Origin of the sequence: Rhizorhabdus histidinilytica (assembly GCF_900167915.1) — a bacterium.
Taxonomy (GTDB): domain Bacteria; phylum Pseudomonadota; class Alphaproteobacteria; order Sphingomonadales; family Sphingomonadaceae; genus Rhizorhabdus; species Rhizorhabdus histidinilytica.
This window is the reverse complement of sequence record NZ_FUYM01000007.1, coordinates 83,865-108,594: the sequence shown is the minus strand read 5'-3', so window position 1 is coordinate 108,594 and position 24,730 is coordinate 83,865. Positions and strand designations below refer to the sequence as shown.

The following is a 24,730-nucleotide window of genomic DNA, read 5'->3' as shown; positions in this document are numbered from 1 at the left end:
CTTTTCTCCAGAAGATGATGTTGGTTGGCTCAGCCGATCGCCGCGATCAACGGGCCGACCGTCGGCAGCGCATCGACGTCGGCGGCCATCGCCACCACGCGCCGTGCCTGCTCGCCGCTCAGCAGCCCGTCGACGACGTTGAGGAATTTCGCCTCGATGTCGGCCGCGGCCGCCGGGTTGGTCGGATAACCCCGCGGCGCGGGCTGGAATGCTGCCTCGACCGTGCCGTCCCTGAAATGGACGGTGACGCCGCCGCACAGCTCGACCGCGTCGGCGGGAACCTCGATCGCGACCGGCTCCACCCGGCTGGCGAGCGCCTTCAACGCCTCGTCACGCCAGCAGGCGGGATCGGCGAGATCCCGGATCAGCACCCGCCCCTTCGCCACGCGCAGCGCGCAGGCGAAGGCGAGGCTGAATTGCGCGCTCAGCATGTCGTGAGGGTGGACGATCGCGGCGCCGTGCGGGATCGCCCAATCGACGATGCCGCATTCGATCCGCTCGATCTCCTCGGCGCGGGCGGGGCGGCGGTCGAGCACCATGCCGAGCGCGTCGAGCACGCCATGGGTGGTGCCGACCATCGGATGGAGCTTCACCATCGTGCGCAGAATGTGGAAGCTGCCGTCCCAATAGCCCTCGGCATCCTTCGGCTGGCGCTCGGTGAACAGGTTGTGGATGCCGCGCGGTCCTTCGAAGATCGTCACCGGGCCGGTCAGCCCGGCCTGCGCCAGCAGCGCCGCCTGGACGCCCGCGCGCGACGCCATGCCGGCGTGGAAGCGCTTCACCTCGCCGCCCGACTGGTCGTATTCCATCGTCCCCGACGCGTCGCTGCCGGCGATCGCCAGCGCATTGGCGGTCTGCTCCGCAGTCAGGCCGAGCAGCTTGGCGGTGGCCGCCGCAGCGCCGAAGACGCCGCCGATCTTCATCCCGTGCCAGCCGATGTCGAGGGTCCGGCGGTTCACCGGCCCCTGCGACCAGACCATCGCCTGATAACCCGCGACGATCGCGACGAGCAGGTCCCTGCCGCTGGCATCGGTCCGTTCAGCCAGCGCCAGCGCCGCCGGGATCACGCAGACGCCGGGATGGCCGCAGTCGAAATGGGCATCGTCATATTCGCAGCTATGGCCGAAGGTGCCATTGGCATAGGCCGCATAGGCCGCGGTCGCCCGGCCGCCGCCGCCGATCACGCTCGCCTCGGGCAGGGTCGCCATGATCTCCAGCAGCGCGCGCGCCGGTGCCACCTGCGGCAGGGTCGAGCCGAGCCGCGCGACGCCGAGGAAGTCGAGCAGGAGCAGGCGGGCGCGGGCGCGCACCTCCTCGGGGATATCCTCATAACGGAGCGCCTCGATCCAGGCGGCCTGGCGTTCGGCCAGCGTCGGACGCGCGATCGGTCGATGCACTGTCATGATTCCCTCTCCCCGGCCTGTCCTATCATGTCCCGTCGAGCCTCGATCTATATCGAACAGCCGCCGCCACGGCGTGATGGGTTCGGCGGGTTTTAGCCGTCTCCGCCCTGAATGCCGGTTTTCCGGGCCTTTCGCGACAGGCGCGGCCCTTGACGCTCCGTCGACGGCCTCCGATGAAGCTGATCCATGAGCCGCACAGCCAACGCCGAGACCCGCTGAGATGGGCGACGCCTACCCCCGCATCGGCGGCCGGCTCCGCCGGCTGATCGACCTGCGCCGCGAACCCGACGGCGCGGTGGTCGGCTGGCTGGAGGACGACTTCCACCATTTCGGCGTGACGATCGAGCATCGCGACGGGGTGATGACCGACGTGCGCGCGGTGGCGGTGCGGGCGCCCTTCACCACCTGCCCGGCGGCGACGTCCGGCCTCAAGGGGATGATCGGCCACGCGCTCGCCGCCCGCTCGACCGAGATCGGGCGGATGGTGCCGATGCGCCGGCAATGCACCCATATGTTCGACCTCGCCGGGCTGGCGATGGCGCATGCGGCGACGGGCCGGCCGCATCGCCGCTACGAGGCGCTGGTCGAGGACCGCGAGATCGCCGCCTGGGAACAGGGGCATCGCCGGCTGCTGGGCGCCGGCGCCGCGACCCTGCTGCGCGACGGCGTGCCGGTGCTGTCCTGGCAGATCGACCGGCGCGCGATCACCGGCCCCGCTGACTGGGCAGGACAACCGCTGGTCGAGGGGTTCCGTGAGCGCACCGAGGCGATGGACGTCGAGGCGGCCGAGGATGCGACCGTGCTGCGCCGCGCGGTGATGGTCGCCGCCGGCCGCACGCTCGATCCCGATCTCTACCCCACCGCACGCGACCGGGGCCAGAGCGGCGTATGCTACACCTTCCTCGAGGAGAATCGCGACCAGGGGCTGCGCAACTTCGGCAGCACGCTCAACTATGAGGATTCGGCCGAGGGGATGCTGTCGCATCTGGCGGAGCGACCCTGAGGGTTTCGCTACCGCCCCACCTCCTCCCGTGCCTCCACGGCCTCGCGCAGCGCCCTGCGCGCGAAGAAGAGCAACAGGATGGTCGCGAGCAGCGACACGCCCACCACCACCGCGATCGACAGGCCGATCGCCTGCCGGTCGCGGAAGACATATTGCGCCAGGCTGGGCACCAGCGTCGGCGCCAGTGCTAGCCCGAAGATGCCCGAGGACAGCGTCTGGATGCCCATCACCCGCGCGCGCAGACCCGGCGGCGCCGAAAGCTGAAGCGCGGCGGTCATCCCGCCCGATCCGAGCAACAGCACCGACACCATCATGTAGAGTGGCAGGAAGGCCGCCGGTCCCACCCACAGGAAGGTGAGTGCGGTCACCGGGATGCACAGCATGTAGAGGCCGGGGTAGAGGCGATAATGGGCGTCGCGCCGCCCGCCGCGCAGCAGCCGGTCGCTCATCATCCCCCAGCCGATATTGGCGGCGGCGCCGCAGGCCGATCCGATCGCGAGCACCATGCCGACGCGGTCCGCGCCCCAGCCGAAGCCGCGTTCGAGATAGGCTGGCGCCCAGAGCAGCACGGCGTAGCAGGCCGACGACATCAAGCCATAAGCCAGGTTGTGGCAGACGAGCAGCCGGGTACGCGCGCGCAGGAAACGGAGATAGCCGTCGTCCTCGCCCTCGATCCGCGCGACGGCCCTGGGCACGGGTTGCGAAGCGCCGCGATGGATCGCGAAGGCGAGCAGCGCCAGCGGAATGCCTGGCAGCGCCGACAGCACGAAGGCCGCACGCCAGGCCTCGAGATGACCGAGGAAGGGCAGCACCGCTCCGCCTCGCGCGTCGAGCCAGGCGATCGCCCTGCCGCCGACCAGCAGCGCGAGCACCGATCCGATATTGGAACCGGCGAAGAAGATGCTCGTCGCCATGGTGATCCGCCCGCGCGGAAAGACGGCGGCGATCAGCGCGAGCGAGGCCGGAGGCAGGAAACCCTCACCGATCCCGACCAGCGCCCGTGCGACGAAGAGCTGCTCGAACGACCAGGCCAGGCCGGTCGCCGCCGCCGCGAGCGACCAGCCGAGCACCGCGACGAACAAGATCGTCCGCTTCGAATAGCGGTCGAGCAGCCAGCCCGCACCAAACACGCTGAGCGTGTAGAAGATACCGAACGCCGCGCCGACGAGCAGGCCGAGTTGGCTGTCCTGGAGATCGAGCCCCTTGCCCATCGGGTTGACCAGCAGCGCGATCATCTGCTTGTCGACGAAGGACATCAGGTAGAAGAGCAGCAGGACCGTGAGGGTGATCCAGGCCGATGCGGAGATCGGCTCGTCGGTGCCCGCCGGCCTGTCGGGCGGAGACGCGGTCGGGATCGGCGCGGCGCCGCTCACAGCATCAGCATCCCGCCGTCGACCATGATCGATTGGCCAGTGACGAAGCTCGCCTCGGGCTCGGCAAGGAAGGTGACGGCGCGGGCGATGTCGTGGCCGGTGCCGATCCGCGGCACTGCCGACTTGATGAACTCGAACGCCACACCGGCCTCTGCCTTGCGCTTCTCGCGCGAGGCCGCCCGCGCGGTGGCGATCGCGCCGGGACAGACGGCGTTGACGGTGACATCCATCGCACCCAGTTCCTGCGCCAGCGTCTGGGTCAGGCCGACGACGGCGAATTTCGACGCGCAATAGGCGGCGCGTTCGGGAACGCCGCGCTTGCCGGCGCCCGACGCGATGTTGACGATCCGGCCTGCGATCTCCTCGCCCCCGGCGCGGCGCGCGAGCAGGTGGCGGATCACGGCCCGGCTCATCAGGAAGGCGCCGCGCGCGTTGATCCGCATCACCGCATCGAAGGCGTCGATGGGAATCTCCCAACTCGGCCCGCGATCCGACCCGTGCGGGGCACCGGCATTGTTGACGAGGATGTCGACCCGGCCCAACGCGGCGATCGCCTCGCCAACCATGCGCCCGGCGTCGGCCTCATCGCTGATGTCCCCGGTGAGCGCGACCGCGCGCCGGCCCATCGCCCGCACCTCCTCGACCAGGCTGGGCAAGCCGCGCCAGCCGATGGCCGCTTCCGCTTCGCTCGTATCGGCGACGTTGCGCACACCGTCGACCCGCAGGTCCGTGACGGCGACGTCGGCCCCGGCGGCGGCGAGATCGAGCGCGACCGCGCGGCCGATGCCTTGAAGGCGGCCGCAACCGGTCACCAGCGCGACCCGGCCCGCCAACCGGCCGCCCCTCGCGCGTCCATCGCCTTCCGCCATCGCCTTCTCCCGTCTTTCCACCTGCCTATGGAGCCTGGGAGGGGCGCACAATGGATGGCCGGCGGCCCACCATGGGGAAAACATCCCGAGACCGGAGCGGTCCGGCCGCTCCAAGTTGACAATATGTCAGTTATTTCTAGACGGAGGCGCGGGCATCGGTGCCCGGGCTCGGCGGGAAGGACGCGTGGCGGCAAGGAAGGACGCGGACAGGCAGGCATCCGCCATGGGCGCGCCGCTGCGCCAGCGCGCCTTCCGGCGCATCTGGACGGCCAGCCTGTTCTCCAATCTCGGCCAGCAGGTCCAGGCCGTTGCGGCGGCCTGGACGATGCTGCAGATCACCCATGCGCCACATCTGGTCGCGATGGTGCAGACCGCGTCGATGCTGCCGATCATGCTGCTCGCGATCGCGGCGGGCGCGATCGCCGACATGTACGACCGGCGCAAGGTGGCGATCGCCGCGCTCTGCCTCTCCTTCTCGGGCGCGCTGCTGCTGGCGGCGGCCGCCGCGCTCGGGCTGATCTCGCCGGCCGTCATCCTGCTGTGCTGCTTCATCGTCGGCACCGGCCTCGCCCTCTATTCGCCCGCTTGGCAGTCCTCCGCATCGGAAGTGGTCGGACCCGAGGCGATGCCGGCGGCGGTCGCGCTCTATTCACTCTCCAACAACGCCGCGCGCAGCGTCGGTCCCGCGATCGGCGGCGTCATCGTCGCTTCGGCGGGGATGGTCGTCGCCTTCTCGCTCAACGCGGTGCTCTACCTGCCGATCCTGATCGCGCTCTACCTGTGGAAACGGCAGGCCGAGCCGCCGCGCCTGCCGCCGGAGCGGCTCGATCGGGCGATGCTGGCCGGCCTGCGCTACGTCCGCCACGCACCACCGATCCGCCGCGCGATCGGCCGCACCATCACCATGGCGATGGGCACATCGGCGATCTATTCGATGACCCCGTTCGTGGCGCGGCAGATATTGGGCGGCGGTCCGGGCACCTATGGCCTGCTGCTCGGCGCCTTCGGGATCGGCGCGGTCGGCTTCGGCCTGGCGACCGCGCGGCTGCGCGCCCGCTTCCCGATCGAATGGACGGTGCGCGGCTGCAGCCTCCTGCTCGGGCTGGCGCTGCTGCTGATCTCGGTCAGCCGCCACACCCCGCTGACCGCCCTCGCGATGCTTTGCGCGGGCGGGGCGTGGATGGTGGCGATATCGCTGCTCAACGTGTCGGTGCAACTCTCTTCCCCCCGCTGGGTCAGCGGCCGGGCGCTGGCTGCCTTCCAGGCCGTGATCGCCGGCGGCCTCGCGGGCGGGGCCTGGCTATGGGGCCAGATCGGTCAGCAGATCGACGTCGCGACCGCGATCCAGATCGCGGGCGTGGTGATGCTCGGCAGTATCTTCCTCGGATATCTGCTGCCGTTGCCGGTCAGTGCCGCGATCGAGGCGGGGCCGCCGCCAGGCAGCGATCCGGTGGTCAAGCTCGACATCACCGGACGCAGCGGCCCGGTGGTGATCGAGGTCGAATATGCGGTAGCGCCCGAGGATGCGCGGCGCTTCTACGACGTGATGCGGCAGGTGAAGCGCAGCCGCGAGCGCAACGGCGCGTTCGACGTCTCGCTCGCCCGCGACATGGCCGATCCCAGCGTCTGGGTGGAACGCTTCCACTATCCCACCTGGAACGACTATCTGCGCGCCCGCGACCGCCCCACCGCCGAGGATCGCGCCATCCGCGACCGGGCGACCGAGTTCCAGGTCGATAAATGCGAGCCGCGCGTCCGGCGGATGCTCGAGCGGCCGTTCGGCTCGGTACGCTGGCGCGACGAGGCCCCCGACCACGGCCGCCGCCTGCCCGACCTTCCGGTATCGCCACCAGGCAACAGCTGACCGGGCCGCCTGCTTCCGGGAAGGGCGTACCTCAACCCAGCGCTATTCGAATGACGGGACCCCGGAGCCGGCCTGTAGGATGGCGTCCCGCAGGGGTCCGGTGCCGTCGGCAGCGGATCGCCACGGCGAGACAAGGAGGAGGAGCTTCATGAAATTGGCCGGAAAGAGCGCGGTCGTCACCGGCGCCGGGAGTGGTATCGGACGCGGCATCGCGCTGGCGTTCGCCGACGCCGGGACAAATGTGGTGGTGGTCGACATCGAAGGCGCCAAGGCGGAGGCCGTCGCAGCCGAGGTCGCGGCGCGCGGCGTTCGGTCCTCGTCCTTCGCCGCCGATGTGCGCGATCCGGCGGCGGTCGCCGCGATGGCGGACCATGGCTGGTCGGCACTGGGCCGTATCGACATCCTCTGCAACAACGCCGGGGTCTGCCTGACCGGGCCGGGTTTCGATATCTCCGATACCGATTTCCGCTGGCAGCTCGACGTCAACGTCGTCGGCGTATTCAACGGCATGCGCGAGTTCGGCCGTCGCTTCCGCGAACAGGGCGGGCCGGCCTGGATCGTCAGCACCGGATCGCACCATTCGATCGGCGCGCCGACCAAGGGCATCGCCGCCTATGTCGCGTCCAAGCATGCGGTGCTGGGGCTGAGCGAGGCATTCCGTACCGAATATGGCCCCGCGATCGGCGTCGGCGTGCTCTGCCCCGGCATCGTCAACACCTCGATCTGGGATGCCGGACGCAACCGGCCGGCCGAATATGGCGGCAAGGTCTCGGGCGATCCGCGCAACCAGCAGGCGATGCTCGACCTGGGCATGAACCCCGAGCGGGTCGGCCAGCTCGTCGCCGCGGGGATCGAGAACGAGGATTTCTACATCTGGACCCATCCGCAGGATCTCGACCTGATCGAGAAGCGTTACGCGGAAGGACGCGACACGATCACCCGCCAATGGCCCGACGGGCCGACCGCCGAGCACAAGATGACCCCGCACGAAGTCTGAGGAACGGTTTCGTCATCCCGGCCTCGCCGGGATGACGTCCGCGCGGCGGTTGGCGATTTCAGCTATAATGGTAGGGCGCCGGCTTCCACTCCGCCCAACGCGCCGGATCGTGCGAGTAGAACAGCTCGGCGTCATGTTGCTCGGCGAGCTGGCGCAGCCGTTCGAGTGAAGCGAAGGACTGCTTCACGTCGCTGTGCGAGTTGGCGATGATGTTCTCCTCCAGGCTGCGCTGCGTGTAGCAGGCATCCCCGGTGAACAGCATCGGCCGGCGATCGGCCAGTTCGACCATCAGGCTGTAATGGCCGGGCGTGTGTCCCGGCGTTTCGAACAAGGTCACGCCCTTCGCGATCCGGGCATCCCCGGAAATGAGTTCGAAGCGTGGCGTGTATATGTCGTCCGCGCGGTCGGAGACGTCGTCCGCGCCGCTCGCCCCGGACAGGCTGCGGTCTGAATAGCCCATCGCCTCCCACGGCTCGGGATCGTCATAGGCCTCCAGCTCGCACTTATGGCAGATGGTGGTCGCGTGGGTGCAGTGGTGGTTCCCGCCGACATGATCGACATGATAATGCGAGTTGAGGACATGGGTGATGTCCCGCGGCCGGAGGCCGATCAGGTCGAGCTGCCCCGGAACCGTCTGCCGTGCGCTCTGGTCGATGGTCACGAACGGAAGATTCTTCGCGAAGAAGCCGCCGTCATATCCCGTGTCGAACAGGAATCGACCCTCGGCATGATCGATCAGCACGCCATAGGTGGGAAAGCGGAAGGGGCCGCCGGGGCCCCTTCCCCAGAACATCATGTAGCCGTCCATCACGAGCGAGCCGAAATCGAGAAGATAGACTTTGGTCTTTGTCATCGTCGTTATTTTCCATTCGGTGTCGCACGCGATCGATCGCTTAGAAGTTGTAGGTCAACTTCATGCCGCCATAGCGCTTATAATCGCGGAAGACGTAGCCCGAGACGCGCGAGATCGTATTGTCGACGTTGACCCGGCCACCATAATAGAAATTGTTGGTCAGGTTCTTGCCGTAGATCTGGAGCGACCAGCGCTGGTCATCGTCGGCGATGGTGATCGATGCATCGAGCATTCCCCGCGACGGTTCGACCAGGAGCGGATCGGTGTCGACGCGCTGGGGCGAGTCGTCGAACCACTGCCAGCCGATGTTGATCGTCACGCCGACCGGCAGGTTCGGCAGGTCGTTCGTATAGGTCGCGCCGAGATTGTAGCGCCACTTGTAGGAGTTGACGGTCTGCTTGCCGTTCATCGCCTGGCGGTTGTTGACGCAGCCCTGCGCCACCGTCTGTCCGGGATAGCAGGCCACGAACAGTCCGCCCGAATAGCGTGGATCGGCATAGGCGAAACCGCCGTCGAGGGTGAGGCCATCGGCAACGCGCGCGCGCGCCTCGAACTCGACGCCGTCGGTCTTGACCGCGCCGGCGTTGATGAGCTGCGTCACCGTCGCGTTGGCACCGGTGAGCTGTACCACCGCCTGCTGCAGGTTGCGCACCTTCTGCTTGAAGAAGTTCAGGCTGTACTGGACGTTGCCATCGAACAGCCGGCCCTTCGAGCCGAGTTCGAAGCTGGTCGCGATTTCAGGTGCGAGCAGCGGGGAATAGGTCGCGGTCGGGTTGCCCGAGCCGCGCGACACGTCGGCCGCCGATCCCTTGTAGCCGCGATTGTACGAGAAGTAGAAGTTGTAGTCGGTCGTCGGCTGCCACTGGATGCCGGCGCGGCCCGAGACATTGTTGGTCACGCGGCCGATCTGGTAGTTGATCGCGCCGGTCGGCGCGAGGTTGGGCCGGGCGGTGGCGACGTCGATCGCCGGCTGGCCGTTCGGTCCCGGCAGGATCACCGCGCCATAATTGGCGGCGACCGCGCCGAAATAGCTCACATTATCATATTTGAGCTGGATCGATTCATGGGTGTAGCGCGCGCCCGCGAACAGCGAGAGCGTGTCGTTGAGCTTGAACGTCACATCGCCGAATGCCGCCCAGGTGTCGTCGTCGATGCGATAGTTCAGATAGGTCGCATTGTAGAAATAGGTGCCGGCCAGCGCCGGATTGCGCAGCACGAAGGCGCCGTCGAAGATGAACGGGGTCACGCCCTCGCCGCGATCCTTCAGCGTCTGGTAGAAGAAGCCACCGACCACATCGAGCCGCTCGTCCGAATAGTTGGCGCGCAGCTCCTCCGAGAAATAGGAGACACGCTGCGGCTGGCGCGGCGTATCGGTGCTGACGTACATCACCGGATAGCGGGTCGGATTGGGCGAGAAACCCTTGCCGATGAGGAAGCCGGCCGGGGTATTGTCGACATCGCTGAGATTGTCGTCGCGGAAGTCGCGATAGCCGGTGATCGACGTCACCTTGACCCGATCGTTCGCCTCCCAACCCAGCTCGCCGGTGAACGAATAGCCGCGGCTGCGGTCGAAGCTGATGCCGTCGGTCGCCATCTTCACCACGCCGGGCGTCGGCGTGAAGCCGAGCGCGGCGATCTGCTGTGCGCCGATGCCGGTGCTCGGCACGATGTTCAGCGCCTGGCCGAAAGTGCTGTAGCCGTGGCGATAGTCGGCGCTGAGCTTCGCCGTGACCGTGTCGGACAGGTCGAGGTCAAGCTTGGCCGCGAAGCCATAATTCTCGAACCCGTACTGGTCGGCGCCGGTGCTGAGGTTCTTCACCAGCGGATCGAGATGGCGATAATAGCCGTTCAGGCGCAGGCGGGCCCCCTGGCCGAGCGGCGCGTTGATCATGCCGCGGATCAGATATTCCTCGTCGGTGGTGGCGCCGCCCTCGATATAGCCGCGGAAATCGTCGGTGGGACGCTGGGTGACGATGCTGACCACGCCCGCGGTCGCGTTCTTGCCGAACAGCGTGCCCTGCGGACCGCGCAGGATCTCGACCCGCTCGATATCGCCCAGATCGCCGAGGAATTCGCCGGGGCGCGCCAGCGGCACGCCGTCGATCACCATCGCGGTGCTCTGCTGGACGCCGCCCTCGGACGAGGCGGACGAGATACCGCGGATCAGGAAGCCGCTCGAATTGGCCGAGAAGCCGCCGGTGAAGGCGACCGAGGGCGAGGCCTTCACCAGCGACGGCGTATCCTCGATCACCTGGGTCTTGAGGGTGGCCGCGCCGACCGCCTGCACCGAGACGGGAACACGGGAGAGCGACTGCTCGCGGCGCTGCGCGGTCACGACGATGTCGGCGAGCCCCCTGTCGTCGTCCGCGCCGGTCGCGGCATCGGCCGCCGCCGGAGCCTGCGCCTGTGCCGGCGCCGCTACCATCGCCAGCGCCAGCGCGGAAAGCGAAGCGGAAAGACCCCATCCATGCGGGTGCATTCTCGTCATGTTGAATATTCCCCTACCCAAGGTTGCGGCCCGCAGGGATCATCCTGCGACTTTATCTAGTCTTTTGGCCCATCGATGGTTTTACAGAGGCCGTTCACCGTTCGTCGAGTTCGGCCCCGCAGCCATTAGGGTACAAATCACCGCAGTCAGCCGAGCCTTGGAAAACGGGCTTTCCGCGCCTCCCCATTATTATTCCACGCGTGCTTCGGCCGTCCGCATCACATAGGGATCGCTGACCTGCCGGAGCGTGCTCATCACCACCGTCTTGACCTGCAGATAATCCCTGATCGCGTCGACCCCGCCCTCGCGGCCGAGCCCGCTGCGCTTGTAGCCGCCGAACGGCAGGGCATGGCCTCCCATCCGATAGGTGTTGATCCAGACGGTGCCCGCCTCGACCTGCTCGGCCAGGCGCAACGCCCGGCCGGCGTCCTGTGTCCACAGGCCGGCGGCGAGGCCGTAGGGGCTGTCATTGGCGATCGCCAGCGCCTCCTCCTCGCCATCGAAGGGAATGACCGACAGGACCGGACCGAACACCTCCTCGCGCACGATACGCATGCCGTTGTGCACGCCGGCGAGCACGGTCGGTCCGACGAAACGTCCGGTGAGCTCCGACAGCCCCGGCGCCTTGCGTCCGTCGAGCGCGAAGGACGCCCCTTCGGCCTCGGCGATCTCCAGATAGGCGAGGATCTTGTCGAGCTGCGGCCGGGTCGCGATCGGCCCGATATTGGTATCGGGCGACAGCGGATCGCCGAGCCGGGCACGCTTCGCGACCTCCACGAGCTCAGCGACGAACCGGTCGTGGATCGATCGTTCGAGCAGCAGGCGCGATCCTGCAATGCAGCTCTGCCCCGCCGCCGAGAAGATGCCGGTGACCGCGCCCATCACCGCCGCCTCCAGGTCGGCGTCGGCGAAGACGATGTTCGGCGACTTGCCGCCGAGTTCGAGCGTCGCCGGCTTGAGCGCGCTCGCCGCGCCCTCATAGATGCGCTGCCCGCCCGTCTCGGATCCGGTGAAGGCCAGCTTGGCGACGCCCGGATGCGCGACCAGGGCGGCGCCCGCCTCCGCGCCGAAGCCGGGCACGACGTTGACCGTCCCCGCCGGCAAGCCCGCCTCGTCACAGAGCCTGGCGAGTTCGATCGTCGCGGCGGAGGTGAATTCGGACGGCTTCACGACGGCGGTGTTGCCGGCCGCGAGCGCCGGCGCGAGCTTGTTGGCGAGCAGCAGCAGCGGCGAATTCCACGGCGTGATCAGGCCTACCACGCCAAGCGGCTCGAGCCGGGTGAAGCTCAACAACCCCGGACGGTCGAGCGGTATCTGCATTCCCTCGACCTTGTCCGCCAACCCGGCGAAATAGCGGTACCAGCCGGCGACCGCATGCATCTGGGCGCGCATCTCGGCCAGCAGCTTGCCATTGTCGCGGACCTCGATCGCCGCCAGCCGCTCCGCGTCGCGCTCGATCAGCGCGGCGAGGTCGAACAGGCGGCGGCCCCGCCCCGCTCCGCCCATCTCGCGCCACGGGCGGCGTGCCGCCTGCGCGGCGGCGACCGCGGCGTCGATGTCGCGCGCGTCGCACCGTGCGACCGTGCACCAGTCGGCCTCGTCGAAGGGATTGTCCGAGGAGAAGGTCGCTCCGCTCGCCGCGGGCACGGCGCGCCCCCCTATCCAGGCGTCGAAATGGGGCAGCTCGCTCATGGGGTTAGACCTTTCGGGATGACGATCCGCGGCGCGCGATGCGGCCGTCGGTACGGACGTGGTATTAAATGCCGGCACGAGCCGCACCGGATCGATTCTGCTTCACTTGGGAGAAATCGCCAAGACTGCCGCCAAACCGGTTCCTTGGCACGCGCGCCCGGGGCTGGCATCGATCTGCCCGGTTGGCGATCGCAGACCGCTCAGGCGGCGCAAGCAATGGGAAGAGGAAGCAACGATGCGCGCGCAGGTCGATTTCGACTATTATGCCGTGAAACCCGTAGGCGGCGACATCCAGCTCGGCTGGAAGACCTTGCATGAAGGACCGGACATGTTCTGGACGCCGCGCAACGGCGGCCATTGGGTCGTCACCCGCGCCGAGGACATCTACGACATCTACCGCGACGACGAACGCTTCTGCACCGAGTTCGTCGCGATCCCGAAGGAGGAGGAGCGCGAACGCAAATTCGCGCCGGCCGAACGCGACGGCGCCGAGCATCTCGATTTCCGCAAGGCGATCATGCCGCTCTTCTCCCCCAAGGCGATCGGCCTGCTCGAGGAGAAGGCCCGGACGATGTCGATCCGGCTGATCGAGGAGATGAAGCCGCGCGGCCATTGCGACTATGTCGCCGATTTCGCCGCCAAGCTGCCGATCGCCATCTTCCTGTCGATGATGGACCTGCCGCTGGAGGACCATAAGCTGCTCGCCCCGCATGTCGATGCGATCGCGCGCAGCCCCGACCATGCCGCTATCTCGCGCGCGTTCAACACGATGATCGACTATCTCGACGGCAAGATCGCCGAGCGCGCCGCGCGGCCGGGGGACGACGCGCTGAGCCATCTGATGCGCAGCCGGATCAACGGCGAGCCGATCAGCCGCGACGACCTGCTGAGCCTGAGCGCCAACGTCATGTTCGCGGGCCTCGACACGGTGGTCGCGGGATTGAGCTTCACGGCGCGCTTCCTGGCCATGCACCCTGACCATCGCCGCGCGCTGTCCGGCGATCCGGAGAAGATTCCAGACGCGATCGAGGAGATATTGCGCCGCCACGGCATCGCCAATCTCGCGCGCACCGTCCGCCATCGTACCGAATATAAGGGCGTGGTGCTGGAGCCCGGCGAGATGATCCTGCTGCCGACCAGCCTCTACGGGCTCGATGAACGCCGCTTCGACGATCCGCTGTCGGTCGACTTCGATCGTTCGGACAAGCGCCACGTCGCCTTCGCGGTCGGCAGCCATCGCTGCGTCGGCTCGCATCTCGCGCGGATGGAACTGCGCGTGGCCACGACCGAGTGGCTCAAGCGGATTCCCGACTTCGAGGTCGCCGATCCCGACGGCGTGGTCGCCCGCTCCGGCCGGCTCAACACGCTCTCGGCGCTGCCGCTGCGCTGGCCCGCCGCGAACTGACCATCCTTCGGCGACGGCAGGCTAGATTCGGGTCAGCGCGCCGCCGGAGACGAGAATCGTCTCGGCGGTGATGAAGGAGGCATCCTCCGACAGCAGGAAGCGGACCGCCCTGGCGACGTCGTCGACCTGGCCTAGTCGGCGGACCAGCTGCACCTCGTTGACATAATGGTCGCGGCGCTCCTCGGGGAACAGCCGCATCGCCGCTTCCGACGCGACGAAGCCCGGCGCGACGCCGCACACGCGGATGCCGTCCGCCGCGAAGTCGCGCGCGAGCGCGACGGTCAGGCCGCGCACCGCCAGCTTGGAGATGCCATAGGCGTTCTCGCCCTTGTACGCCGCCATCGACGCGATGTTGACGATCGCCCCGCCGCCCCGCGCGCGCATCGTCTCCCGGCAGGCCTTGGCGCAGTGGACCACGCCCAGCACGTTGACGTCGAGTAGCCGGCGCCAGTCCTCGACGGGAAGCTCGCTGACCGGGCGGACATAGCCGGTAAGATGGAGCCCGGCATTGTTGACAAGGACGTCGATGCCGCCCAGCCCCGCCCGCACCTCCGCGACCGCAGCCTCGACCGAAACCGGATCGGCGACGTCGCAGGCGATGCCGACGGCCTTCTCCGTCCCGCCGATCGCAGCCGCCGTCGACCGCGCCGCCGCGGCGTCGATGTCGGCGATCGCGACCGTCGCACCCGCCGTCGCCAGCGATCGCGCGATCGCTTCGCCGATGCCGGTGGCGGCGCCCGTCACCATCGCGACCTTACCCGTGAAATCGGCCATTCGGCCCTCCTCCTCGCTCTGCACGCCGGCTCGAATGGATGAGGGCGGCGGCGATCGGCCAAGTCGGCGCATCCTCCTTTCAGGGCATTCTCCCCATAGACGCGCCTCCGTGCGGCTTGCGGACGATGCTGCCGCTGCCGTATAAACTGACGAATAATCAGTTTGGAGGGGCGGTAGTGACTTACCCTGTTTGGTCGGCGGATGTTCGGGAGACGGTGACGGAGGTTCTGCGGCGCAGCGCCGAGCGCTATGCCGACAACGTCCTGCTCGACTTCACCGGCGACACCTACACCTATGGGGAAATGGACCGCCGTTCGACCCGGCTGGCCCATGGCCTGGCCGCGCGCGGGGTGAAGCGCGGCGATCGGGTGTGCAGCCTGCTCGATTCGAACGTCGATGCGATCACGCTGTGGCTCGCGGTCAACAAGCTCGGCGCGATCAATGTTCCGGTGAACACCGCCTACAAGGGGGAATTCCTGCGCCATCAGTTCGACGATGCCGGCGCCGAGCTGTTGATCGCGGAGGCCGATTACGCCCGGCGCGTGATCGAGATCGAGAAGGAGCTTCCCCGTGCGCAACGCCTGCTGGTGCGCAGCGGCGGCGAGCCGCTGCCCGCTTCGGACCGGCTCGCCGTCGAGCATCTGTCGGCCGCCTATGTCGAGGACGAGACGCCGATCCCCGACGACAACAAGCCCGGCGACCTGTGCATGCTGATCTTCACCGGCGGTACCACCGGGCCGTCGAAGGGCTGCATGATCTCGCACAACTATGCCTGCAACCTGGCGCGCCAGGTGCTCAAGCGCGAAAACAGGAACGAACGGACCGTCAACTGGACGCCGCTGCCCTTCTTCCACATGAACGCCGTCGCGGGATCGATCCTGTCGTGCATGATGGTGGGCGGCCGGGTCGCCGTCTTCCCGCGCTTCTCGGTCTCCAAATTCTGGGACGATATCGAGCGGTCTGGCGCCACCATCGTCAACCTGCTCGGATCGATGCTGACCTTCATCGCCAACGCCCCCGACACCGAGGCGTCGAAACGCTGCTTCGGACAGGTGCTCGCCGTGCGCGGTTCACCCTTCCCGCCCGATATCCAGCAGAAGTGGCGCGACCGGTTCGGCGTCACCTATACCGGATCGAACACCTACGGCCTGACCGAGGCCGCCCGCGTCACCAGCCTGCCCGATGGCGAGCCGGCTCCGCCGGGAAGCTCGGGCAAGCCCAATGAGGATTTCGACGTCCGTATCGTCGACGAGGACGATCAGGAGCTGCCCCCGGGGGAGGCCGGCGAGATCATCATCCGTCCCCGCCATCCCGACATCATGTTCAGCGGCTATTGGAACCGGCCGGAAGAGACGCTGAAGATCATGAAGAACATGTGGCTGCACAGCGGCGACATCGGCAGGATGGACGAGGAAGGCTTCTTCTACTTCGTCGACCGCAAGAAGGATTATCTCCGCCGCCGCGGCGAGAACATCTCGAGCTTCGAGCTGGAGAACACCTTCAAGAAGCATCCGCACGTCAAGGACGTCGCCGTCCATGCGGTCCTCGCCGAGACAGAAGACGAGGTGAAGGCGACGATCGTCCTGAAGGACGGTGCCATGATCACGCCCGAGGAGATGTGCAGCTGGTGCGTCGACCGCGTACCCTATTTCGCGGTGCCGCGCTTCTTCGAGTTCCGCGCCGACTTGCCGCGCAGCCCGGTGGGCCGCATCCTCAAATATCAGCTGCGCGACGAGGGCCGCACCGCCGGCACCTGGGACCGCGAGGAAGCCGGGTTTGAGCTCAGCAAGCGCTGAGCCCGACCGGCCGCCTGCCATGAGGAATCCCGACATGTCAGCCTGCATGTCGCGAAGGAGATTGCGATGATCGGCGCCCAGGACCAGAGCTATCCAGAGATCCGCGAGGCCGTTCGCCGCCTGTGCGCGGACTTCCCCGGCGACTATTGGCAGCGGCTCGACCGCGACCGCGCCTATCCCACCGAATTCGTTCGCGCGCTGACCGAGGCCGGCTTCCTGTCGGTGCTGATCCCGGAGGCCTATGGCGGCTCGGGCCTGGGCCTGCAGGCGGCGACCGCGGTGCTGGAGGAAATCCATCGGTCGGGCTGCAACGGCGGCGCCTGCCACGCCCAGATGTACACGATGGGTACCGTGCTGAAGCACGGCTCGCCTGTGCAGAAGCAGAAATATCTGCCCAAGGTCGCCTCGGGCGAGATCCGCCTCCAGGCGTTCGGCGTGACCGAGCCGACCGCGGGTACCGACACCACCCGCATCCGCACCTTCGCGAAGCGCGTCGGCGACACCTATGTCGTCAACGGCCAGAAGATATGGATCAGCAGGGCCGAGCATTCGGACCTGATGGTGCTGCTGTGCCGGACCACCCCGCGCGAAGAGTGCGCCAAGCCGTCCGACGGGATGAGCGTGCTGCTGGTCGACATGCGCGAGGCTGTGGGCAAGGGCCTGACGATCCGGCCGATCCGCACCATGCTCAACCATGCGACCACCGAGCTCTTCTTCGACGACCTGGAGGTGCCGGCCGAGAATCTCGTCGGCGAGGAGGGCAAGGGCTTCCGCTACATCCTGTCCGGCATGAACGCCGAACGCGTGCTGATCGCATCGGAATGCATCGGCGACGGCCGCTTCTTCATCGACCGCGCCGCAGCCTATGCGAAGGATCGCTCGGTGTTCGGCCGGCCGATCGCCGAGAACCAGGGTGTCCAGTTCCCGATCGCCCGCGCCCATGTCCAGCTTTCCGCTGCCGCCGAGATGGTGGACAAGGCGGCCCGCATGTTCGACGAGGGGCTTCCCTGCGGCACGGAGGCGAACATGGCGAAGATGCTGGCGTCCGAGGCGAGCTGGTATGCCGCCGACATGTGCGTCCAGACCCATGGCGGCTTCGGTTTCGCCGAGGAATATGACATCGAGCGCAAGTTCCGCGAGACCCGGCTCTACCAGGTCGCGCCGATCAGCACGAACCTGATCCTCAGCCATGTCGCGACCCATGTGCTGGGCCTCCCCAAGAGCTTCTGATGGACCCGCAGCGCTTTGTCGGACGGCGGGAGGTCCTGCACGACCTGGTCGATCCGGCCCGCATCGCACGGCTCGCCGCGACGCTCGATCACGCCTCGCCGCCATGGACGCCGGGCATCGCGCCGCCGCTGGCGCATTGGCTGTGCTTCCTGCCCGATGCGCCGCAGGGGGCGATCGGCCCCGACGGTCACCCGCGCCGCAGCGACAGCGGACTGCTGCCGAACGTCGACCTCCCCCGTCGGATGTGGGCTGGCAGCCGGATCGGATTCCATTCGGACATCCCGATCGGCGCGAGCATCACCCGCACATCCACCCTCATCGCGGCGACGCCCAAGACGGGACGGTCGGGCGCGATGCTGTTCGCGACGGTCAGGCACGAGATCGCCATCGACGGGGACGATGCCCCGGCGATCGTCGAGGAGCAGGACATCGTCTATCGGGAGGCGCCGCCGCCCGGCCCGTCGCAGGCGCGGCGCGCGGCCGATCCGGGCGAGGCCGACCCGGTGGTGCGAACCCTGATCCCCGACGCCGTACTGCTGTTCCGCTATTCGGCGCTCACCTTCAACGGCCACCGCATCCATTATGATCGCGACTATGCCCGCGACGAGGAGGGCTATCCCGGCCTCGTCGTACAGGGGCCGTTGCTGGCGACGCTGCTGATCGACCATCTGCTGCGGCAAAAGCCTGCGGGCCGGATCGTGCGCTATGGCTTCCGCGCGCAATCCCCGCTGTTCGACGGCGAGCCCCTGACCCTGGGCCTGAAGCGGGATGGCAACCAGACTGCCCTGCGCGCGATCGGGCCGGCGGGTATCGTCATGACCGCCGAAGCGGAGATCGCCGGCTGAGCCGGGGAAGTCCGCCGATCAGGAAGGCCCGCCATTCCTTCCGGGCGGGCGCCCCATCTTCACTGTCTATTGCGGCGGAAAAAGCCAGATCGACAGCAGAGCAATGGGGCATCAACACAACCCTGAATTCAGGTCAGAACTCGCTTTTGTAGCGGCATCCTGCAAATTTGCTCTCTAAATTTGGCCTGAGGAACAAATTTCGCGAAACAAAAACGATTATAAATCTTTATTGACTCGATTTTGCGCTTGCGGCAGACAGTCGCTCATGCGGCATGCGGCGCCCGGGGATCGTCTTCGGAGAAGCGTGCCCGGCATCCATTGGGAGGGCGGCACATGGACGCGAGCAAGCGCGGCTACGAAACCGGGCTGATCGCGTTGCTCTGCGCGGCGGTGGGGATCGTCAATATCGACATGTTCGGCATCAATTATCTGATGCCGGCGATCCGACCCGCCCTCCAGCTGACCAACGTGCAGGTCGGCGCGCTGATCTCCAGCTTCTGGGTGACCTATGCCGTCTCCTGCTATCTGACCGGCCAATGGATGGACCGGATCGGCCGGCGCAAGCGCATGCTGGTCCTGCTGCTCGTCCTGATCGGTGGTGGCTCGGTCCTGGCGGGCTTCACCCGGAGCTTCGTCGCACTGCTCGCCGTCCGTATGCTGATGGGACTGCTGGAAGGTCCGCTCCTGCCGCTGGTCCAATCGCTGGTCGCGATCGAATCCGCCCCCGAGCGCAAGGGCCTCAACATGGGCATCGTCCAGACGTTCGGCGCCAGCCTGCTCGGCTGGCTGGCCGCCCCCATCGTGCTGGCCTGGCTCGCGGCCCATCATGGCTGGCGGACCGGCTTCTTCCTCGTGATCGGTCCGGCGCTGCTCTGCGCCGCCGCGGGCGCCCTCTTCCTTCGGGAGCCCCCCGCCGCGGACGTGCCGGCGCAGGATCACGGTCCGGGCGGCGTGCGTGACCTGCTGGGAATCCGCAACATATGGCTGTGTGGCCTGCTTTCGGCGCTCGCCATGGCCTATCTCGCCGTAGGCGCTGCCTTCCTTCCGTTGTACGCCGTGCAGATCCGCCATATGGATGCCACGGCCATGGGCCTGCTGATGAGCGTGCTGGGCCTGTCCAGCCTGGTGCTGGGCATCGTCATTCCCGCCCTGTCGGACCGGTTCGGGCGAAAGCCCGTGGCGATCCTGGCCAACCTCGTCGGCATGCTCTGCCCGGCTGCGATGATCGGCTTCGACGGCGGCACGCCGCTGCTCGCCGCGCTGATGTTCGTGGGCTGGGCCTCGGCCGGAGCGAGCACCCTGTATTTCGCCACCATTCCCGCCGAGAGCGCACCGATGCGCCTGATATCGACGGCGATCGGGCTCAACATCGGCGCCGCGACATTGCTCGGCGGCGTCGTCGCACCGACCGCCGCCGGCTGGCTCGCGGACCGCCACGGCGTGGGCGCGGCCCTGGCTCTGGTGGCGGGTTGCGCCGGCGCAATGGCTCTCCTGACCTTCGCACTGAAGGAGACGGGGACGGCTCGTCATATCGGCGGGCCCCGGCTCGCGGCATCATGACGCCCGGCCGGCCCCCTTCCCCAGGATCGCGACGGCCGATGTTCGGTTTCCCTCCCTCGCTCGAGACCATGCACAACATCGCGGACTTCGAGGCCGCGGCGCGGCGCCGGCTTCCGCGCGGCCTGTTCGACTATATCGCGCGGGGCGCGGAAGATGATCGCACGCTGCGCGCCAACCGGCGCGGCTTCGAGGAGATAGGCCTGCGTCCGCGCATCCTGGCGGACGTCAGCCGTCGCCGGCTTGATGCCCGGATTCTCGGCCGCGATCATCGGTTGCCGCTCGGTATCGCCCCAACCGGCCCGCCCGGCTTCCTCTGGCACAAGGGAGAGCTGGCGTTGGCCCGCGCAGCCGCTGCCCTGGACGTTCCGCTGGTCCTGTCGTGCGCCGCCACCGTTCCGATGGAACGGGTGATCGAGGCCGGTCATGGCGCCAAATGGTTCCAGCTCTATATGAGCGGCGATCGGGCGCTGTCGCTGCGCCTGATCGAGAAGGCGCGCCGCACCGGCTTCGACGCGCTCGTGCTCACCGTCGATTCGATCGTCTCGCCGAACCGCGAGTTCGCCGCGAAATCGGGCTATACGGTGCCGCCGAAGGTCACCCCGCGCATCGCCCTGGAGGCGATCGCCAGCCCGCGCTGGCTGATCGGCACGATCGGTCGGTACATGCTGGACGGCGGGCTGCCGACGATGGTCGACTATCCCCTGCCGGATCCTGCCGACCCAATGAAGGGAGGCGTTCCGCTCAAGGACGACAGCATCAGCTGGGAGACCCTGGCGGAAATCCGAGCGCTGTGGCCCGGCAAGCTGATCGTGAAGGGCGTGCTCGATCCCCGCGATGCGGTCGCCTGCGCCGATGCGGGGGCCGACGCCATGATCGTGTCGAACCATGGCGGCCTGGTGCTCGACGGTGGACTGGCGACGATCGAGGCGCTGCCCGCCATCGCGGCCGCGGTCGGTCCGCGCCTGGAAATCTATCTCGACGGCGGTATCCGGCGCGGGTCGGACGTGATCAAGGCCCTCGCGCTCGGCGCCAAGGCGGTCTTCCTCGGCCGGGCGCTGCTCTTCGCGCTGGCGGCTTTCGGCGAGACCGGCGTGGTCCGCGCGCTCGAGCTGCTGGGAAAAGAGATCGACCGAACCCTGGCGAGCATGGGTTGCTCCAGTCTCGACGAACTCGACCGGAACCATGTCGTCCTGCCGGGCGAGCGCTACGCGGTCGCACCATTCGATCCGCGGGACGGATAGCCACTCCGCCATGGCGTAAATCCGCGCCGATAGAGGCATCATCGAAAGAGGAAAATCATCATGATCACGCTCTATGCGGCGGACAGCCCGAACGTCGTGAAGATCCATCTCGCGCTCGAGGAGATGGGACTTGCCTATCGCACGGTTCCGATCGACGTCATGGCAGGCGAGACCTTCGCGCCCGACTTCCTGCGCATCAATCCCAACGGCAAGGTTCCGGTGATCGTCGACGAGACGGGATCGACAGGGGGCCCGGTCACGATCTTCGAATCCGGCGCGATCCTGATCTACCTTGCCGAGAAGACGGGCATGTTCCTGCCGACCGATGCCGTCGAACGGTATCAGACGCTGCAATGGCTCATGGTGCAGATGAGCGGCCTCGGCCCGATCCTCGGGCAGTTCGTCCATTTCCGCCTCTTTGCGCCCGTACCGGACGATTACGCCCTTTCGCGCTACACCACCCTGACCCGGCGGGTCCTCGACGCCCTGGAAACCCGGCTCGGCGACGCGCCATGGCTGGGCGGGAGCGACTATAGCATCGCCGACATGGCGACCTTCCCCTGGATACGTCCTCTCGCCCGCCTGTTCGGGCCGGAGATCGACGACGACTATCCTCGGCTGACCCAATGGGTGGAGAGGATAGGGGCAAGACCCGCCACAGCGCGCGCTCTCGACGCCGTCGAGGCGGTCGGCCGCCTCACCACCCCACCCGGCGAGGCCTCCCCCGAAAATCGCGACAAGGTGTTCGGACGGGGTGCATATGCCCGGACGCCGGCCTGACCGCCGGCCGGCAGTGCCTTACCCGTTCGCTTCCTGCCACAGGCGAAAGGCTTCCAGGGAGGCTTCGCTGGCCGGGAACATGTCGAACAGGCTCGCACCACGATCGATCCGTTCCGCCGCATAATCCTCGTAGGACGCGGCGGCCACGGCTTCGCACGCCACCTCCGCCGCGATGTCGGCGGGTATCGCCACGACCCCGTCGGCATCACCCATGACGATGTCTCCAGGATAGATCGCGACGCCCGCGCAACCGATCGGGAGACCGACATCCACGGGGTGCAATGCCGCCGGCGACGCGCAGGGCGCGCTTTCGCGCTGATAGGCCGGCAGACCGGCTGCCGCAATTCCGGCGGTATCGCGGAAGCCGCCATCCGTGACCATGCCGGCGCATCCACGCACACGGAGCCGCCGCGCCATCAGATCGCCCGCCGACGCCGCGCGGGTCGACCCCGCGTCGATGACGAGGACGGCGCCGGGCGGACATTCCTCGACGGCGCGACGCTGGACATTGTCGGGCCGCGCCAGCCACGCCATCGTGTCGACATCCTCGCGCGCCGGAATGAACCGCAACGTGTAGGCGGGACCCGCCATCACGCCCCCGCCCGGCTCGATCGCCCGAACCCCCGACAGGCATTGATGGCGAAACCCCCGGCGCAGGAGGATGGCGCTGACCGTGGCGACGCTGGTCTCACGCAACATCTCCGCCACCCCTCCCGCAGGGTCCGTTTCGACCGTGGCGATGGGCTCCATCTACTGGCCCTTCAGGAAAAAATCTTCCTTCCTGCCGTTATCCTGCGCATCGATGTCGGACTGGCGGGTTTCTTCGGGCGGGAAGATCAGCTCGACCGAGACGCCGTTCGGGTCCTTCATGAAGAATTGCGTGTTCCCGAAGCCGGGCAGGACGACCACCTTGTACGCGATCCCGGCGGCATCCAGCCGGGCCCGGATCTGCTCCGCCCCGCTGCTCGAGAAACTCACATGATGGAAATAGCCCGACCGGGCGGGGGCCTGCCCCTCCTCCAGTAGCATGACATGGACGGTCGGCTTGCCGTTCTCGCAATAGAGCCACGCCCCCGGGAAAGGCAGTTCCGGCCGATAGCCCTCGGTCAGCCCGAGCAGGCCGCAATAGAACCGGCTGGTCGCTTCGAGATCGTTGGTCTCTATGGCGTAGTGATCGACATGATGCAGGCCCATGGCGGTTCCTCCAGGCGAAATGAATCAGCGGTTCGGCAGGCCGACGACGGCCTCGATCTCGACCAGTATCTCGGGCAGGGCGAGAGCCTTCACCCCGATGAGCGTGCTGGCCGGTCGGTGCGCGCCGAAATAGCGTTGCCGAACGGGATTGATCAGCGTGCGATGCTCGACGTCGATCAACAGCACGGTGACCTTCAGCACATCGGCAAATCCCGCTCCGGCCGCGGCGAGGATCGCCTCGAGCGACTGGAAGATGGCCTCGGTCTGCCGGACGACATCGCCCTCGCCGATGATCGCGCCGGTCGCGTCCAGGGCGACGACGCCGGAAACGAACAGCAGGTCGCCGAAACGCACCGCATCGGCATAATGGCTCAGGGCGGGCGCGGCGCCCGCCACGTTGATTTCCTCGCGTTGCTGCGCTGTCATTCTCGTCCTTCCTCTCAATGGTTTGGGGCTTGTTCGGGGACGAAGCGGTTCTCGATGAAGCCCAGCCGGTCGACCTCGCAGCGGACCACGTCGCCGGGCCTCAAATAGGTCGGCGGACTCATGCCCAGGCCGACTCCGGCGGGGGTGCCGGTGAAGATCAGGTCGCCGGGTTCCAGCGTCATGACCTGGCTGAGATAGGCGATCTGCTGCCAGATGCTGAAGCACATCCGGCCCGTATCGGCGGCCTGCCGCCGCTCGCCATTGACCGTGCAGCGGATGCCCAGTCCGTGCGGATCGCCCAGCTCGTCGGCGGTGGTGATCCAGGGGCCGAACGGCGCATGGGTGTCGAACGACTTGCCGAGCACCCATTGCGGCGTGCGCATCTGCCAGTCGCGCGCGGAAACATCGTTGCCGACGCAATAGCCGAAGACATGGGCGGGTGCGTCGCCCTCGCCGATATGGCGGCCCCGCTTGCCGATCACCGCCACCAGCTCCACCTCATAGTCGGTCTCCGCCGCCGCGCGGGGCAGCTGCACGTCGGCATAGGGACCATGGACGCTGTTGACCTGCTTCGAGAACCAGACCTGGTGGACCGGTGCGGCAAAATCGGTCTCGTTGATGTGATCGACATAGTTGAGGCCGATCGCGAGGATCTTGCCGGGTTTCGGCAGCGGCGCGAGCAGCGCCTCGCGCGCGTAGCTTCGCCAGTCGCCATCCGCGGCGGCGCCCACGGCATCGCGGAGCCGGGGAGCGAAACCGTCCCAGCCGTCGATCAGCGTGGCGACGTCGCCCGGCGCGCCGGGCAGGAGATCGGCCACGGGCAGATAGCCCCTTTCGGAGACGACGGCCGCCACCGGGCCGCCGATATTCAATGTCGCGAGCTTCATGCGATGCCTTCCATCGAAGCCTGTTCCGGACGCCGGCCGGCAGCGCAGCC

The 24,730-nt window shown here is 67.6% G+C and carries 21 protein-coding genes; 10 read left to right on the top strand and 11 right to left on the bottom strand.

Annotation, left to right across the window (positions count from 1 at the left end; genetic code table 11):
• Positions 1 to 29: 29 nt before the first annotated feature.
• Positions 30 to 1,403, bottom strand: coding sequence for an MmgE/PrpD family protein (locus B5X82_RS16085; RefSeq protein ID WP_079649196.1), 1,374 nt, complete (start codon positions 1,401 to 1,403; stop codon positions 30 to 32).
• 220 nt (positions 1,404 to 1,623) lie between these two features.
• Here B5X82_RS16085 and B5X82_RS16080 point away from each other — a divergent pair, with 220 nt between their 5' ends.
• Complete coding sequence (locus tag B5X82_RS16080; protein WP_079649195.1) at positions 1,624 to 2,406, top strand: DUF2889 domain-containing protein; 783 nt, start codon at positions 1,624 to 1,626, stop codon at positions 2,404 to 2,406.
• Between the two features lie 8 nt (positions 2,407 to 2,414).
• Here B5X82_RS16080 and B5X82_RS16075 read toward each other — a convergent pair whose 3' ends face one another.
• Together B5X82_RS16075 and B5X82_RS16070 are read right to left on the bottom strand one after the other, a co-directional pair.
• A complete protein-coding gene (locus B5X82_RS16075) occupies positions 2,415 to 3,779 on the bottom strand; it encodes an MFS transporter (RefSeq protein WP_079649194.1) in 1,365 nt (454 codons plus the stop codon).
• Entirely contained in the window at positions 3,776 to 4,648 is an 873-nt protein-coding gene (locus B5X82_RS16070) for an SDR family NAD(P)-dependent oxidoreductase (protein WP_176152589.1), read from the bottom strand. The genes B5X82_RS16075 and B5X82_RS16070 overlap by 4 nt, the downstream gene beginning before the upstream one ends.
• Positions 4,649 to 4,832: 184 nt before the next feature.
• Here B5X82_RS16070 and B5X82_RS16065 point away from each other — a divergent pair, with 184 nt between their 5' ends.
• Both B5X82_RS16065 and B5X82_RS16060 read left to right on the top strand, forming a co-directional pair.
• Positions 4,833 to 6,512 carry an MFS transporter gene (locus tag B5X82_RS16065; protein WP_217699583.1) on the top strand — a complete coding sequence of 560 codons (1,680 nt, stop codon included), beginning with the start codon at positions 4,833 to 4,835 and terminating at the stop codon, positions 6,510 to 6,512.
• A gap of 148 nt (positions 6,513 to 6,660) precedes the next feature.
• Complete coding sequence (locus B5X82_RS16060; protein WP_176152588.1) at positions 6,661 to 7,509, top strand: SDR family NAD(P)-dependent oxidoreductase; 849 nt, start codon at positions 6,661 to 6,663, stop codon at positions 7,507 to 7,509.
• A 58-nt stretch (positions 7,510 to 7,567) separates the two neighbouring features.
• Here B5X82_RS16060 and pldA read toward each other — a convergent pair whose 3' ends face one another.
• From pldA to B5X82_RS16045, 3 genes are all read right to left on the bottom strand, one after another.
• Positions 7,568 to 8,362 (bottom strand): 4-pyridoxolactonase, encoded by a 795-nt coding sequence (pldA, locus tag B5X82_RS16055; protein WP_079649190.1) that lies wholly within the window; start codon positions 8,360 to 8,362, stop codon positions 7,568 to 7,570.
• Positions 8,363 to 8,402: 40 nt separating this feature from the next.
• The gene (locus B5X82_RS16050; protein WP_139385118.1) at positions 8,403 to 10,850 is read right to left on the bottom strand and encodes a TonB-dependent receptor; all 2,448 of its coding nucleotides are present in this window, start codon (positions 10,848 to 10,850) and stop codon (positions 8,403 to 8,405) included.
• 189 nt (positions 10,851 to 11,039) lie between these two features.
• A complete protein-coding gene (locus B5X82_RS16045; RefSeq protein WP_079649188.1) occupies positions 11,040 to 12,542 on the bottom strand; it encodes an aldehyde dehydrogenase in 1,503 nt (500 codons plus the stop codon).
• Positions 12,543 to 12,777: 235 nt separating this feature from the next.
• Between B5X82_RS16045 and B5X82_RS16040 the strand changes: the two genes are divergently transcribed.
• Positions 12,778 to 13,947 carry a cytochrome P450 gene (locus B5X82_RS16040; RefSeq protein WP_079649187.1) on the top strand — a complete coding sequence of 390 codons (1,170 nt, stop codon included), beginning with the start codon at positions 12,778 to 12,780 and terminating at the stop codon, positions 13,945 to 13,947.
• A 21-nt stretch (positions 13,948 to 13,968) separates the two neighbouring features.
• On the opposite strand, the gene B5X82_RS16035 is transcribed toward B5X82_RS16040, so the two are convergent.
• The gene (locus tag B5X82_RS16035; protein ID WP_079649186.1) at positions 13,969 to 14,721 is read right to left on the bottom strand and encodes an SDR family NAD(P)-dependent oxidoreductase; all 753 of its coding nucleotides are present in this window, start codon (positions 14,719 to 14,721) and stop codon (positions 13,969 to 13,971) included.
• A gap of 215 nt (positions 14,722 to 14,936) precedes the next feature.
• Between B5X82_RS16035 and B5X82_RS16030 the strand changes: the two genes are divergently transcribed.
• The 6 genes from B5X82_RS16030 to B5X82_RS16005 all read left to right on the top strand — a co-directional run bounded on the left by B5X82_RS16030 (position 14,937) and on the right by B5X82_RS16005 (position 22,173).
• Positions 14,937 to 16,517, top strand: a complete 1,581-nt coding sequence (locus B5X82_RS16030) for an AMP-binding protein (protein ID WP_217699582.1) — start codon at positions 14,937 to 14,939, stop codon at positions 16,515 to 16,517.
• 66 nt (positions 16,518 to 16,583) lie between these two features.
• Positions 16,584 to 17,747 (top strand): acyl-CoA dehydrogenase family protein, encoded by a 1,164-nt coding sequence (locus B5X82_RS16025; RefSeq protein WP_079649184.1) that lies wholly within the window; start codon positions 16,584 to 16,586, stop codon positions 17,745 to 17,747.
• Complete coding sequence (locus B5X82_RS16020) at positions 17,747 to 18,592, top strand: FAS1-like dehydratase domain-containing protein (RefSeq protein ID WP_079649183.1); 846 nt, start codon at positions 17,747 to 17,749, stop codon at positions 18,590 to 18,592. Before B5X82_RS16025 ends, B5X82_RS16020 begins: the two co-directional genes overlap by 1 nt.
• A gap of 333 nt (positions 18,593 to 18,925) precedes the next feature.
• Positions 18,926 to 20,152 carry an MFS transporter gene (locus B5X82_RS16015; protein ID WP_079649182.1) on the top strand — a complete coding sequence of 409 codons (1,227 nt, stop codon included), beginning with the start codon at positions 18,926 to 18,928 and terminating at the stop codon, positions 20,150 to 20,152.
• Between the two features lie 38 nt (positions 20,153 to 20,190).
• A complete protein-coding gene (locus tag B5X82_RS16010) occupies positions 20,191 to 21,393 on the top strand; it encodes an alpha-hydroxy acid oxidase (RefSeq protein WP_176152587.1) in 1,203 nt (400 codons plus the stop codon).
• 60 nt (positions 21,394 to 21,453) lie between these two features.
• On the top strand, positions 21,454 to 22,173 hold the full coding sequence (locus B5X82_RS16005; RefSeq protein ID WP_079649180.1) for a glutathione S-transferase family protein: 720 nt from the start codon (positions 21,454 to 21,456) through the stop codon (positions 22,171 to 22,173).
• Positions 22,174 to 22,191: 18 nt separating this feature from the next.
• Here the strand turns inward: B5X82_RS16005 and B5X82_RS16000 are convergent, their stop codons facing one another.
• Genes B5X82_RS16000 through B5X82_RS15985 form a run of 4 tightly spaced genes read right to left on the bottom strand, consistent with a single transcriptional unit; the run spans position 22,192 to position 24,680 of the window.
• Positions 22,192 to 22,923 (bottom strand): RraA family protein, encoded by a 732-nt coding sequence (locus B5X82_RS16000; RefSeq protein ID WP_139385117.1) that lies wholly within the window; start codon positions 22,921 to 22,923, stop codon positions 22,192 to 22,194.
• Complete coding sequence (locus B5X82_RS15995; RefSeq protein WP_079649179.1) at positions 22,924 to 23,367, bottom strand: VOC family protein; 444 nt, start codon at positions 23,365 to 23,367, stop codon at positions 22,924 to 22,926.
• A gap of 24 nt (positions 23,368 to 23,391) precedes the next feature.
• Positions 23,392 to 23,793 carry a RidA family protein gene (locus B5X82_RS15990; RefSeq protein ID WP_079649178.1) on the bottom strand — a complete coding sequence of 134 codons (402 nt, stop codon included), beginning with the start codon at positions 23,791 to 23,793 and terminating at the stop codon, positions 23,392 to 23,394.
• A gap of 14 nt (positions 23,794 to 23,807) precedes the next feature.
• Positions 23,808 to 24,680 carry a fumarylacetoacetate hydrolase family protein gene (locus B5X82_RS15985; RefSeq protein WP_079649177.1) on the bottom strand — a complete coding sequence of 291 codons (873 nt, stop codon included), beginning with the start codon at positions 24,678 to 24,680 and terminating at the stop codon, positions 23,808 to 23,810.
• Positions 24,681 to 24,730: the final 50 nt, after the last annotated feature.